The sequence below is a fragment of the Verrucosispora sp. CNZ293 genome, from assembly GCF_002754655.1.
On sequence record NZ_PEFR01000001.1, the window covers coordinates 1,151,748 to 1,165,122 of the forward strand.

At 72.9% G+C, this 13,375-nt stretch carries 12 protein-coding genes; 5 read left to right on the forward strand and 7 right to left on the reverse strand.

From position 1 onward, the window contains the following. Positions 1-97 precede the first annotated feature (97 nt). Positions 98-2,911: a helix-turn-helix transcriptional regulator gene (locus CLT74_RS05255; RefSeq protein WP_099845532.1), complete on the forward strand. Its 2,814-nt coding sequence runs from the start codon at positions 98-100 to the stop codon at positions 2,909-2,911. Between the two features lie 112 nt (positions 2,912-3,023). Here CLT74_RS05255 and CLT74_RS05260 read toward each other — a convergent pair whose 3' ends face one another. From CLT74_RS05260 to CLT74_RS05275, 4 genes are read right to left on the reverse strand one after another with little or no spacing between them, the layout of a single operon-like run. Next, the gene (locus CLT74_RS05260) at positions 3,024-4,199 is read right to left on the reverse strand and encodes an ABC transporter permease (RefSeq protein WP_099851351.1); all 1,176 of its coding nucleotides are present in this window, start codon (positions 4,197-4,199) and stop codon (positions 3,024-3,026) included. A 52-nt stretch (positions 4,200-4,251) separates the two neighbouring features. Further along, entirely contained in the window at positions 4,252-4,947 is a 696-nt protein-coding gene (locus CLT74_RS05265; RefSeq protein ID WP_099845533.1) for an ABC transporter ATP-binding protein, read from the reverse strand. Then, positions 4,944-6,020, reverse strand: coding sequence for a peptidoglycan-binding domain-containing protein (locus CLT74_RS05270; RefSeq protein WP_099845534.1), 1,077 nt, complete (start codon positions 6,018-6,020; stop codon positions 4,944-4,946). The genes CLT74_RS05265 and CLT74_RS05270 overlap by 4 nt, the downstream gene beginning before the upstream one ends. After that, the gene (locus tag CLT74_RS05275; RefSeq protein WP_199172116.1) at positions 6,017-6,559 is read right to left on the reverse strand and encodes a hypothetical protein; all 543 of its coding nucleotides are present in this window, start codon (positions 6,557-6,559) and stop codon (positions 6,017-6,019) included. The genes CLT74_RS05270 and CLT74_RS05275 overlap by 4 nt, the downstream gene beginning before the upstream one ends. Before the next feature lie 128 nt (positions 6,560-6,687). Here CLT74_RS05275 and CLT74_RS05280 point away from each other — a divergent pair, with 128 nt between their 5' ends. Continuing rightward, positions 6,688-7,344: a response regulator transcription factor gene (locus tag CLT74_RS05280; RefSeq protein ID WP_199172117.1), complete on the forward strand. Its 657-nt coding sequence runs from the start codon at positions 6,688-6,690 to the stop codon at positions 7,342-7,344. Then, positions 7,341-8,510, forward strand: a complete 1,170-nt coding sequence (locus CLT74_RS05285) for a sensor histidine kinase (protein WP_099845536.1) — start codon at positions 7,341-7,343, stop codon at positions 8,508-8,510. The genes CLT74_RS05280 and CLT74_RS05285 overlap by 4 nt, the downstream gene beginning before the upstream one ends. A gap of 57 nt (positions 8,511-8,567) precedes the next feature. Here CLT74_RS05285 and CLT74_RS05290 read toward each other — a convergent pair whose 3' ends face one another. Both CLT74_RS05290 and CLT74_RS05295 read right to left on the reverse strand, forming a co-directional pair. Further along, positions 8,568-9,512 carry an FAD-dependent oxidoreductase gene (locus CLT74_RS05290; RefSeq protein ID WP_099845537.1) on the reverse strand — a complete coding sequence of 315 codons (945 nt, stop codon included), beginning with the start codon at positions 9,510-9,512 and terminating at the stop codon, positions 8,568-8,570. Between the two features lie 9 nt (positions 9,513-9,521). Then, positions 9,522-10,640, reverse strand: coding sequence for a bifunctional NAD(P)H-dependent oxidoreductase/GNAT family N-acetyltransferase (locus CLT74_RS05295; protein WP_099845538.1), 1,119 nt, complete (start codon positions 10,638-10,640; stop codon positions 9,522-9,524). Between the two features lie 57 nt (positions 10,641-10,697). On the opposite strand from CLT74_RS05295, the gene CLT74_RS05300 reads away from it, so the two are divergent. Together CLT74_RS05300 and CLT74_RS05305 are read left to right on the forward strand one after the other, a co-directional pair. After that, positions 10,698-11,147, forward strand: coding sequence for a MarR family winged helix-turn-helix transcriptional regulator (locus CLT74_RS05300; protein ID WP_099845539.1), 450 nt, complete (start codon positions 10,698-10,700; stop codon positions 11,145-11,147). A 43-nt stretch (positions 11,148-11,190) separates the two neighbouring features. Further along, positions 11,191-11,688, forward strand: coding sequence for a VOC family protein (locus CLT74_RS05305; protein WP_486582009.1), 498 nt, complete (start codon positions 11,191-11,193; stop codon positions 11,686-11,688). 40 nt (positions 11,689-11,728) lie between these two features. Here the strand turns inward: CLT74_RS05305 and CLT74_RS05310 are convergent, their stop codons facing one another. Further along, complete coding sequence (locus CLT74_RS05310) at positions 11,729-13,195, reverse strand: hypothetical protein (RefSeq protein WP_099845540.1); 1,467 nt, start codon at positions 13,193-13,195, stop codon at positions 11,729-11,731. Positions 13,196-13,375 lie beyond the last annotated feature (180 nt).

The following is a 13,375-nucleotide window of genomic DNA, read 5'->3' on the forward strand; positions in this document are numbered from 1 at the left end:
GACGGCCGGCGGGACACCGACGCCGCCGAGCACGATCGGGCCGATAGTTGATGGTCACCGATGGCTGTCGCTGTGACACTCCCCGTGGGGAGGCGAGATGACGGCCAGCCGAGAGGTGGGATTCGGGCACGATCCGGTGCTGGTGGGCCGGGAAGCCGAGCTGGAGTCGCTGGACAGAGCGGTGACGACAGTGCTCAGCGGACGGTCCGTGGCGGTGGAGGTGTGCGGCGAGGCGGGCCTCGGCAAGACGCGGATCCTCCGCGAGCTGGCCCGACGGGCCGCCGACGCGGGCCTGCTGGTCCGCGTCGGTCGGTCCACCCAGTACGAGCAGGGGGTGCCGTTCGGGCTCTACGCCGAGATGGTGGAGCCGGTCGGCAGCGGCCCGGGGCAGCCGTCGATGCCGGCGGTGGTGCGGCGGATGCTCGCCGAGGCGCCGGAAGCCGGCGTCGCGCTGCTGCTCGACGACGTGCACTGGGCGGACTCGGCGTCGCTGGAGCTGACCGAGCATCTGATCGGCAAACCACCGCCGGTGCCGATGCTGCTCGCGGTGGCGTTCCGCAGCGCCTGCCCGCCGGCGAGGTTGGTGAACGCCATCACCCGGCTCGGCGCGGCGGCCACCCTCATCGACCTCTCACCATTGGACGAGGCCAGTCTCGACGTGCTGCTGGCCGACGTGCCACGCCGCCGTCGGGAGCTGATCCTGCGGGCCAGTCTCGGCAATCCGTTGTACATCCAGGCGCTGTCCCGGCTGCCCGACGACGAACTGGACGCGCTGGCGACACTGGCCCGGCGGCGCGACCCGGTCGACGCCGACTGTCTCGCCGGATCGCGACGGTCCGTGCTGGCCGGACTGGCCGCCGAGATCACCGCCCAGCCGCCGCCGGTGCAGCGGGTGGCCCACATCGCCGCGGTGGTCGGCGACCACACCACGATGGACCTCGTCGGGCACGTCGCCGGCCTGCCGATGCCCGTGGTCACCGCGGCGGTCGACCAGCTCGGACGGTTGGGGCTGCTCAACGCCGACGGTGGTCGACTGCGGTACCGGCATCCGCTGATGCGGGCCTCGGCGTACGCGTTGACCGGTGCCGCCTGGCGCTTCGAGGCGCACACCCGCACCGCCGGCTACCTGCGTGGCCGGCGGGCCTCCCGACGGCTGGTGGCCCACCACACCGAGCGGTCCGCCCGACACGGCGACGAGACAGCCGTGGCGACGCTTGTCGACGCGGGCATCGCGTTCGCGCACGAGGCCCCCGCCGAGGCGGCCCGCTGGCTCGGCACCGCGCTGCGGATCATGCCCGACGCCGGTCCGCGCGACCAGCGGCGCGCCGAGGTGGCGATGTGGTACGCCCGGGCCCTCGGCCGCAGTGGCGAGCTGGCCCGCAGCCGCGAGGTGCTCCAGCGGCTGCGCCGGGCCGGGGGACCGGTTCAGACGCGGGCCGAGACGTTCAGTGTGGCGGTGGCCCGGCAGCTCGGCGACTTCGCCGAGGCGGCCGCGACGCTCGGCGCGCAGCTCGGCCGGGGCGGGCTCGACCCGGTCGAGGAGGCGAAACTGCACGTGGAGCTGGCGGCTGTGGATGCCTTCCGGGAGGAGCCGACCTCGGCGGTGCACCATGCGCAGCGGGCACTTGAGCTGCTGGACGACCGCCGGTCGGTGCTCGTGGCGGCGGCGCGGACGTTGCGGGCGCTCACCACCCTGTACCTCGGCAGCGCCAGGTCAGCGCGCGACCAGCTCGCCGCCGCAGTGGTCGCGGTGGACGCCACGAACGACGCGGACCTGCGGCCGTACGTCGAGATCATCTCGCCGCTGGCGCTCGTGGAGATCCAGTTGGGCAACGTCGCCGACGCCCACCGACATCTCACCCGGGCCAGACGGATCCTGGACGGCCTCGGACCGAGCAGCGCCTCGCCGTACCTGCTCGTCATGGAGTCCCTGGCGCACACCCGCGCTGGCCGGTTGAGCCGTGCCGTGCAGGCCGCGGAACAGGCGCGAGCAGCCGCCGAGCGGGTCGGCAGTACCGAGATGGGTGCGATGGCGGCGGCGGTGCGCCTGCGTCCGGTGCTCTGGACGGCCGGCCCGGCGGCGGCCCTGGCCACGGCCGGACCCGCCGTCGGCCCGGGCAGCGGCGGGTCCGACCCGGTGGCCGGGGCACCACGGTCCCGGGCCTGGTGGCGGATCAACCGGGTGGAGCTGGCCCTGGCCAGGGCGCTCGCGGCCGACTGGACCGGCTGTGCCGACCTGCTCACCGATCCGGCGACCCCACCGTCGAGGCATCCACCGGTGCTGGTGGCGCGGGACGTGGTCGCGGTCGTCGCCGCCGTGGGCACCGGTGACCTCGCCAGGGCCACCGAGGTCGGTGAGCGGGCGGAACGGCAGGCAACGGCCGCCGGTCTGGTGTACGAGATCGGCCTGGCCCGGCTCGCCAGGGCGTTCACCGCGTACCGGATGGTGGGGCCGGACCGCGCGACGGCGCTGGCGGAGAGCGCGGCGGCCAGCTTCGCGGCGGCCGGAACGCCGCTGGAGGAGGCGCTGTCCCGCCACCTCGCCGGTGCCGCCCACCTCGGCGCGGGACGGCATGGTTCCGCAACCACGGCGCTCGACCACGCCGAGATCGGCTACCGGGCCTGCGGTGCCGAGTGGGCCGCAGCCGTGCTCGCCGGGCACCGTGCCGCCGGGCCGACACGTGTCGAACGACCGGCCGGCGACACCGTTCTCACCGCGCGGGAGCAGGAGATCGCCGGCCTGGCGACAACCGGCCTGAGCAACAAGGAGATCGCCGCGCGCCTGTATCTCAGCCCACGGACCGTCGAGTCCCACCTGAACCGGGTCTTCGCCAAGCTCCAGGTCCGCTCCCGTACCGCGATGGCCGCCCGGCTCACCGGGGGCGTCCGCGGCAACGGGCCACCCGCCTGAGCCCTCGGGCCTACGTCGGGCCCGGGGCGGTGACGCCGCGGGGCACCCGGGAACCGACCCGGATGCCGCGCGGCGTCGACTGGGGTGTGGCGGCGCTCCGTGCTCGACCGGCTCAGGTCGTCGCCAGGGCCTCGGTGGGCGAGAGACGGGACGCCCGGACGGCCGGGTACAACCCGGCCAGACCGCCGATGAGCAGCGTCGCGAGCACACCGCCGCTCGTCGCCCACGCCGGTACGACTGTGGGCCAGCCCTGAGAGAGCGCGTATCCGGCGGTGACCAGGATGCCCAGCAGCACTCCGCCAGCTCCGCCGAGGGCCGACAGCAGCAGCGACTCGGCGAGAAACTGGGTGCGGACCTGACCCCGGGTGGCACCGAGCGAGCGGCGTAGTCCGATCTCCGCCCGCCGTTCCAGTACCGAGATGACCATGGTGTTGGCCACCCCGACGCCACCGACGAGCAGGGCCACCGCGCCCAGCCCGAGCAGCAACGCGGTGAACGTCTCGTCGGTCGCCTGGGCGGCGGCCAGCGCGTCCGAGGGACGGGAGACGTCCACCTCGTTGGGTGCCTGCGGGTTGGCGGTCGACCCGAGCACCGCGCGGACCGCCTCGACCTGATCGGCCTCGGCCCGGGTGTAGACGGTCGTCGGGTGACCGTCGAAGCCCAGCTGGCTCGCGGCGACCGCCCAGCCGACCAGGGCCGAGCTGTCCAGCTCCGGCGCCAGCGGTGCCGGAGCGAGGATGCCCACCACGGTGAACCAGCGACCGCCGAGCCACACCCGCACGTCCGGGCCGGCGGCACCGAGCCCGAGCCGTTCGGCGGTGGTCGCGCCGAGGACCACCGCCGGGTACCGGGCGGTGGCCTCGTTGAGCCAGGTGCCGCTTGTCACCTGGGCGCCGACGGTGTCCAGGAGCCCGAGCTGCGTCGCCCGCACCGCGACGCCGCCGGTCTCCGCCTCGGGGATGCGGTCGGTGCGGTAGACCCGCGCGTCGTCGACCTGACCGGTGGCCGCCACCTGGGTCACCGGACCGATCCGGCTGATCATCGTCACCGACTCGTCGGGCAGTTGGGCGTCGGTGCCGAACAGGGTCCGGCCCGGTGACACGGTGAGCAGGTTGGTGCCGAGCGCGGCCAGGGTGCGATCCAGCTCGGCACGCGAGGACGACGAGATGCCGACCACGGCGATCATGGCGGCGATGCCGATGGCGATGCCCAGCGCGGAGAGGAACGCCCGCAGCGGGCGGGTCCGGAGCCCGACCCCGCCCACCCGCAGCACGTCGGCGGCGGGCATCCGGGCCGGGGCGAGCTGGTTTGTCGGCCGGTCGTCGAACGTCACGGCCACGTCAGCTCACCCCGCTCGACGCGAGCCGCGAGTCCGGACGGATCCGCCCGTCGCGCATCCGCACCTGCCGGGGCAGCGCCTCGGCGATCTCCCGGTCGTGGGTGATCACGACAACCGTCGTCCCGGCCCGGTGCAGTTCGTACAGCAGGTCGAGGACGGCCGCCCCGGAGCCGGTGTCGAGGTTGCCGGTCGGCTCGTCGGCGAGCAGCACGGCGGGCTCGCCGACGACCGCCCGGGCCACCGCGACCCGCTGCCGTTCGCCGCCGGAGAGCTGGTGTGGCCGGTGACCGAGCCGATGCCCGAGACCCACGCGGTCCAGCGCGGCCTCCGCACGCCGCCGCCGCTCCCGCCGGGGTACGCCGGCATAGAGCAGCCCGTCCGCCACGTTGTCCACCACAGGTACGCCGGGGGCCAGGTGGAACTGCTGGAACACGAAGCCGATCCGGGTGGCCCGCAGCGCGGAGAGCCGTCGGTCGGACAGCCGCGCCACGTCGTGACCGTCGATCACCACAGTGCCCGAGGTCGGCTGGTCCAGCGTGCCGATGACGTTGAGCATCGTCGACTTGCCCGAGCCGGACGGGCCGACGATGGCCACCAGTTCGCCGTACCCGATGCGCAGCGAGACGTCGGCGAGCGCGACCACGTCACCGGCGTACCGCTTGCCGACCTGATCGAGCACGACCACGTCCCCGCTCACCGGGGCATCCCGACGGTGGTGCCCTCGGCGATTCCGTCGCCGCTCACCTCGACCCGACCGTCGGCGAACAGCCCGGTGGTCACCGCGACGATCCGGCTGCTCCCGTCGTCGAGAACCTCCAGGCCGTAGCCCCCCTCGGCAAGCGCCAGCAGCGCCGCCACCGGCACGGTCAGCACGTCCGCACGCTCGCTGACGGTGAAGGTGATCTCGGCGGACGCCCTGTCGAACTCGGCAAGCGCCTTCTGGTCGTCGACAGCGACCGTCACCTCGATCTTCGTCTCGGCGCTGGTGTCGCCACCGGCGTCCGCCGAACCGTTGCGGATCACCGTCTCGACCGTGTCGACCTTCCCGGCCACCCGCCGGCCGTCGGGCAGGGTCACCTGCACCGCCGTGCCACGGTCGGCGAGACGCTTGTCGTCGACGTCGAGTTCGGTGGTGACCAGCCGGCGGGTGCCGGTGTAGGTCAGCACCGCCTGCCCCGCCTGGACGGCCGCGCCCACGTCCAGTTGGTGACCTTCCACCCGGACGGCACCGTCGGCGAACACGACGCGGCCCAGTTCGACGTGGCCGGTCTCCGACAGGCCGAGGTCGTCCTGCCAGGCCCGGACCGCGTCGGCGGTGGCCCAGGTGTACGCGTCGTCGACGGTGAAGCCGGAGTAGCCCAGCGCCGCCAGGTTCCGTTCCAGCTGTCTGACGTCGGCACCCTCGACGCCGGGTTGCAGCGTCCGGTACGCGGGCAGCCGCCCGTACAGCAGGACCACCGGATCGTTGTCGAGGGCGTACAGGGACTTCCCCCGGGTCACCCGCGCCCCGGTGTCCGGCAGTGCGGTGAGCGTGCCGGGCAGCCGGCTGGTCGCGGTCCGGCTGGGCCCGTACCCCAGTTCGCCGTCGACGGTCTCGCCGTCGGCGAGGGTCTGCCGGGTGACCGTGGCGTTGCCGGGCGCTCCCGGGCGGGCCTCGGCGGCGTCGTCTCCGGTGCCGCCACCGAAACCGACCGCCGCGGCCACGCCGACCCCGGCGACGAGGACCAGCGCCGCCCCACCGGCGGCGGGCAGGCGGGTACGGCGGGTCACCGGCCGCCCCCGAACTGCGGGGCGTGCTGACGGCACGCCTCGAAGGCGGAGCGGAAAGCCGGATCGTTCGGATCGATCGCCAGGGCGTCGCGCTGGATCTGAATCCGGCCGTCCGCTGCCGGGTCCGGGAAGTCCGGCACCCCGTTCTCGCGCATGCACCGGGCCATCACCCGCATCTGTTCGAGCTGCTCGGCATCGAGCTGCGCCGCCTGCCCGCCGTTGGGCAACAGGTGGCGGCACTTCTCCATGCCGGCCTCGACCTGCTTCGGGTCGACGTCGCCGTCGAACCGGAACATCGGCCCGTTGCCGGCCTCCGGGTCGGGCATCTCCACCCCGTTGTCCCGCATGCATCTGGCGAACTCCAGCCGTCGCTCTGCGTCGCTGCCGTCGGCGCCGGTCGCCGAGGCGGAGGCGGAGGCGGTCGCGCCGGCACCGCCGGCCGTGGCCACCCCGGCCCGGTCGTCGGCCTGGCCGGCGCAGCCGGCCAGGACCAGGATCAGGATCAGCAGCACGGGAAGCGTGCCTGTGCTCCGTCGCATCGTCGGTGTCCTTTCCGGTGTCCGGCGGCGGTCGCCGGACACCGGACAGTGCACGCGACTGGGCGTATCGCGGGCATAACCGATCACGTTTACGGCGGCGTTATCCCCGGTCGCGGCACCATGGACCGGTGCGAGTGCTGGTGGTCGAGGATGAGGACGTGTTGGCCGATGCCATCGCGGAGTGGTTGCGGCGGGAGGCGTTCGCGGTCGACGTCGCGTACGACGGTGACGCCGCCCTGGAACGGCTCGGGGTCAACGAGTACGCGGTGGTGGTGCTCGACCGGGACCTGCCGGTGGTGCACGGCGACGAGGTGTGCCGGGCGATCGTCGACTCCGGGGGCGACACCCGGGTGCTGATGCTCACCGCGGCCGCCGCGGTGCGTGACCGGGTGGCCGGTCTCGCCCTCGGCGCCGACGATTATCTGGTGAAACCGTTCGCGTTCGTGGAGCTGGCCGCCCGGGTGCACGCGCTGACCCGCCGAGCCCGGCCCGCCGCGCCGCCCACGCTGCGCCGGGCGGGCATCGCGGTGGACCCGGGCCGCCGTGAGGTGTACCGCGACGGTCGGTACGTGCCGCTGTCGCGCAAGGAGTTCGCGGTGCTGGCCGAGCTGCTGCGGGCCGACGGGGCGGTGGTCTCCGCGGAGGAGTTGCTGGAACGGGCGTGGGACGAGCACATCGACCCGTTCACGAACGTGGTCCGGGTGACCGTGATGAAGCTGCGGCGCAAGCTGGGCGACCCTCCGGTGATCGAGACCGTGCCGGGCGCGGGGTACGCGATCCGGTGAAGCGACTGACTCTGCGGGCCCGCCTCACCCTTGTCTACGGGGGTCTGCTGATGCTCGCCGGCATCGTCCTGCTCGGCGTCACGTACGTGCTCGTGGATCAGCGGCTGGCGCAACCGATGCGCGCCGAGCTGCCGGAGCGTGCCACAGTTGTCGCCCGGATTCCGACGTCGATGGAGGACCTCGACAAGATCCGCATGCTGATCCAGGACGTGCAGACCGAGGCCCGGCGCAACGCCCTGGAGTCGCTGCTCACCCAGGGGGGCATCGCGTTGGTGGTGGTCTCGGCGGCGGCGGTCGCGATCGGTTGGCTCATCGCCGGCCGGACGCTGCAACCGCTGCACCAGATCACCGGGACGGCCCGCCGGATCGCCGGGGCCGACTCCGCCGGACGTGGTCTGCACGAACGGATCGCGTTGACCGGCCCCCGCGACGAGGTACGGGAGCTGGCCGACACGTTCGACCAGATGCTGGAGCGGCTCGACCGGTCCTTCGACGGGCAACGACGGTTCGTGGCGAACGCCTCCCACGAGCTGCGTACGCCGCTGGCGCTGAACCGGGCGCTTGTCGAGCTGGCGGTCAGCCGGCCGGACGCCCCGGCCGAGGTACGTCGGCTCGGCGAGGCGTTGCTGTCGGTGAACGAACGGCATGAGCGGCTGATCGACGGCCTGCTCACCCTCGCCGACTCGGAGAGCGAGGTGACCGAGCGGGCGGCGGTAGACCTCGCCGAGATCGCCGCCCACGTGGTCGACCAGGTGGCACCGGTGTATCCAGGGGTTCAGGTGCACCGGTCGTTCGCGCCGGCCCGCACCGTGGGCGACCCGGTGCTGCTGGAGCGGCTCACCTTCAACCTGGTGGAGAACGCGTTGCGGCACAATGTGACGGTGGACGGCTGGGTACGGGTGCGGACCGCCGAGGTGGCCGGACGTGCCACGCTTGTCGTGGTCAACACCGGTCCGGTGGTCCCGAGCTACGACGTGGAGACGATGTTCCAGCCGTTCCGGCGGCTCAGCCGGGAGCGGGTAGCCGGCACCAGGGGCTTCGGGCTCGGGCTGTCGATCGTGCGGGCGGTGGCCCGGGCGCACGGCGGCACCGCCGATGCCGAACCACGCTCCGCCGGGGGCCTGACCGTCACGGTGACGCTGCCGCCGTCCACGCCGTCCCGGTGACACCGCCGGTCGCGCCGTTGCGGTGCGGCGGCCGGGTCGGCTGGCGGGGGTGGTCGCTCAGGGCAGCTCGGACACCAGGCCGGCGACGTCCTCGGCGCAGCCGTAGGCGAGCGTCACCCCGGCACCGCCGTGGCCGTAGCAGTGCACCACCGGACCACGATCGGTGATCTCGGTCTCCAGCCGCACGGTCGGGCGACCGGGTCGCAGGCCGACCCGGTGGCCGAGGACGCGCGCGCCGCGCAGCGCGGGTACGAGGTCGGCGCAGCGGGTGAGGATGCCGCTGGCCGTGTCCGACCGAACGGTCAGATCCTCGTCGCCGTCGTCGGCGGTGCCGCCGAGCAGCACCGTGTCACCCCTGGGCACGACGTAGCGCAGCTGCCGTGGATCGGACTGGTCGAGCAGCCACTCCCGCAGACCGAACTGGGCCACGACGACCACCTGTCCCCGCACCGGGGTGAGGCGGGCGTCCCCGACCAGTTCCCGGGAGCCGAGCCCGGTGCAGTTGACCACCACGTCCACACCCACGAAGGCGTCGGCCAGGTCGTCGAGCCGCTGGCTGCCAAGCGCCACCCCGGCGGCGGCCAACTCACCGAGCAGCCAGGGCAGATGCACCGCCATGTCGGCCACCGGGACGGTCAGCTCGAACCCGTCGACGTAGCCGGTCGGCAGCCGTTCGGCGGTGACCCGGGTGAGTTCAGGAACCGCGTCCCGCCACCACGGGTCGGCGGCGGGCCCACGGAACAGCTCCCGCCCCAGGCGCATCCGGACGCCGGTACGGGGATCGGCGGCCAGCCCACGCAGGGTCGTGTAGGTGAACGCCGACCAGCGGGTCACGTCAGTCGTCGGAAAGGCCCGGTACGGGTACCAGAGCGCCGCGGCGATCGCCGACGTCGTGTCGTCGCCCAACCGGGCGGCGACCACGTCGACCTGATGGCCGTCGCGGGTCAGGCGCAGCGCGCTGGTCAGACCGACGACGCCGGCACCGACCACCCTGACCCTCATGCCTGGAGATCACACCACACCGGCACCGTGGTGGACAGCGCTTGTCGCCTGGGCGGGGCGGGGCTTGGCGAGGCGGACGCTGTCGGGCGGGGTGTCGGCGGTCGTGACCAGGGTGTAGCCGGCGCGCTCGTACAGGCCGATGTTGCGGATGCTGCGGTGGCCGGTGAAGAGCGCGCAGTGCGTGGCCTCCGCGGGTGCCTGTCCCTCGGCGTACGCCAGCAGCCACGAGCCGACGCCGTTGCCCGCCTGGTCGGGCGCCACCATCAGGCGACCGATCAGCCAGGCCCGCTCGTGTGCCCGGGCGCGTACCGCGGCGACGAGGCGGCCGTCGCGGCGTACGCACCACCACCGCCAGGTCGTCAGCGACGCCGTCAGGTCGCCGAGGGTCTCCCGCAGCGGCGCCAGGTCGAGGGTGTCGTTGACGATTGCCTCCTGGACCCAGCAGCACCGTTGCAGGACGAGCAGCTCCGCCAGGTCGCCGGACCGGGCTTCGCGGAGGGTGAGGCCGGGAATCGGCCCGTCGACGGCCGTCGGGTCCGTTCCGGCGCGCAACGGACGCAGCGCGCGGGCCACCCGGCTCAGCTCGCCCAGCACTGCCCGGGCGGCACCGTCGAGCGCGGCGGACCCGGTCACCCGATCCTCGTGGATGTTGTCCGCGATGCGCAGGGCGACAGTGGCGCCGATGGGCATCATCCGCAGTGTCGTGACGACCTGCTTCGCCATCTGCACCGACCGGGTGCCGGCCGAGGTGTTGCCGTAGCTGACAAAGGCAACCGGCTTCCACGCCCACTCGTGATAGAGGAAGTCGAGGGCGTTCTTCAGAACCGCCGGCATGCCGAAGTTGTACTCGGGTGTCACCACCACGAAGGCGTCGGCGGCGGCCACGGTGCGGCTCCACCTGCGGGTGTGCTCGTGCCGGTAGCTGCCACTCGCGGGATGCTCGGGTTCGTCGAGCAACGGCAGCGCGATGTCGGCCAGATCGGCGACGTCGACAGTGATCGCGTCGGACCCGGCGTCCGGCCGGACCGTCCGTACGAACCAGTCGGCGATGGCGGGTCCGAGCCGGCCGGGTCGGGTGCTGGCGATGATGACGAGGACCCGGAGGTCGCCCGGGCTATTTGATGACATGTCATCGACCCTACGGGGATTTTCAATGACGTGTCAACAAAGGGTAGGGTGGCGGTCATGGACACCGCCTGGCTGAGTGCGGACGAGGAGCAGGCGTGGCGTGCCTTCCGGCGGCTGCTCATCGCACTACCCGCCCGGATCGGCCGCGACCTGGCGCGCGACTCCGGACTGTCCGCCGCGGACTACGAGGTGCTGAGCGCCCTGTCGGAGAAACCCGACCGACGGTGGCCGCTCCGCGAGCTGGCCGCGAAGATGGAGTGGTCGCGCAGTCGCCTGTCCCACCACGCCGCACGGATGCAGGTACGCGGGCTCATCGACAAGGACCCGGATCCGCAGGACGCCCGTGGCTGTCTCCTGCGGCTGACCGACGACGGCTTCGGCGTCCTCGAACAGGCAGCCCCGCACCACGTCGTCTCGGTGCGCTCCCGCTTCCTGGAGCACGTCAGTGCCGACGAGCTCACCATGCTGCGCGAGCTCTCGACCCGGATCGCCGACCTGCCCGACTGAGCGCGGCGCGCACCCACTGAACAGACGTAGGGGAGTGGCAGTTGTGAGTTCATCCGAGGAGTCCACGTCGACGGTCCGCCAGTTGCGGCTCGTGGTGCAGGCCGACGACTATGACGCGGCGGTGCGGTTCTATCGCGACGTGCTCGGGCTGCCGGAGCAGGCCGCGTTCTCCGGCGCGGACGACGCCCAGGTGGTGATCCTGGACGCCGGGCGGGCCACGCTGGAGATTGCCAATCCGGCGCAGAAGCGCATGATCGACGAGGTCGAGGTGGGGCGTCAGGTCGCCCCGCGCATCCGGGTCGCCTTCGAGGTGGACGACACCGCGACGACCACCGACCGGCTGGTGGCCGCGGGCGCCGAGCAGGTGGCCCCACCCACCACCACGCCGTGGCAGTCGGTGAACGCCCGCCTCGACGCCCCGGCCGGTCTGCACATCACCGTCTTCCAGGAACTGCGTACCCTCGACGAGCGTGCCACCCTCGACGGATTCGGCACCGAGGCGACCGGATCCGCACCCTCGGGCGACGACGCGGACCGGTGATCGCGGACGTCGGGGCCGGCGACCCCCCGGTGTGCCGAGGTCAGCCTGCGGACGGCTTCGGAGTGCCGCAGAGTTTGGTGCCGGGCGGGATGATCTCCTCGTCGCTGTGGATGACGTACGGTGGCGGCCCCAGCTTGCCGGACGGGTCGATCGGCTTGACATTGATCAGGCTGAGGAACTTGTTGATCACGTTCACCACCGGGGCCAGGATCGTGTAACCCACACCGTACGAGGCCCGGACGCCGATACCCACGCCCCGACAGACCGCCAGCGGCGCGCCCAGCGCCGACCCGATCGTCGTCCCGTAGGCGGTGGACACCTCGAAGAACAGGCCGGCCTTGAGCACGAACGCGCTGAACCCGACGTCGAAGCGGACCTGATGCTCGATGAGCAGGCCCATCACCCCGACCGGGACGCCACGCAAGGAGTTGATCAGGCTCTCCTTGCGCTTGAAGTTCTTGCTGACCTGCGGCCCGAACGTGCCGTTGGCGTAGCCGTAGCCGAGCGAGCCGGCGAGGGAGAACTCACCCTTGCCCTTGATGGTGCCCACCTTCGCGCCGAAGGCGGTGGTGACCTTCACCGTCTGGCTGAGCGTCAGCGCCAGCGGCACGCCGAGCACGGTGCCCATCGGGATGCTGAAGTCCACCGGGATGGGCAGCACCGCCCGGATGTTCTGCCCGTCCCGGAGACCGGCCTCGAACGAGTAGCGGATGCCGAAGCCGCCGCTTATCGAGAGCTCCGCCCGGGTCACCGACCCGCCGTTGATCTTCAGGTGGAAGTCCGCCTCCGGCCTGGCGAAGGTCAGCGCGGCCCGCCCGGACAACTTCGTACCGTTGCGGTGGTAGTGGAAGCTGACCTCCGCGCCATCGTTGAGGCTGACGCCCGTGGAGAAGTTGGCCACGACAGTCCTGACCTCGCCACCGCCACGGCTCGGTGGCGGCTGGTTCGGTCGCGGCGGCGGCGGGGCGAGCCGGAGCGGCCCGGTTCGGCCGGCGCGGCCGGTCGGCGTGGCGCCCAGGGCGTCGGCCTCCTCTTCGGGCATCGCCCAGATCGGTTCACCGGCCTGGTAGACCACCGGGTTCTCGATGGCGATGCCGCGTTGTTCGAGGGTGCCGTCGCGGATCACGTCGGTGACGGTGACCGGGCCGATCGTGACGAGCAGGTCGCCGCCGTCGCGCTGCACGTCGAGCACCCGGCCGACGCCACGGCCGGTGACGAACATGACCTTCCCGGGTGCCAGGTCGTCGGCGCGCGGCGCGTCGCCGTCGAGCCGCCAGGTCAAGCCGTCGGCGGTGACCGACCGGACCGAGCGCCCGCCGCCGCCGACGAGGACCACGTCGGGCTGGTACGTCAGGTCGGGGTGGGGCACCGGTGCCATGCCGTAGCGCAGCGCGGACTCGCTGTACGGGTCCTCGTCGACGCCCGGATCGCCAGGCGACCCGCCGACGCAACCCGTAGCGGTAAGCGCGAGAACCACGGTGAGGACAGCCGAGACAACCTTGCGCACCGGGACTCCTCGTCGGATCGGATCGGGCACCACCCTCCGCGCCGGCCGATCGGACCAGCGCGCGTCAGGGACGGCCCATGCGATCGACCCTAGGCAGCACCGGCCGCGAGGGAATCAGGGTTTTCCCCACCGCGCGACGGCGACGAGCCCTCTCGCCGCCACGGATCCGTGGACCCGGTC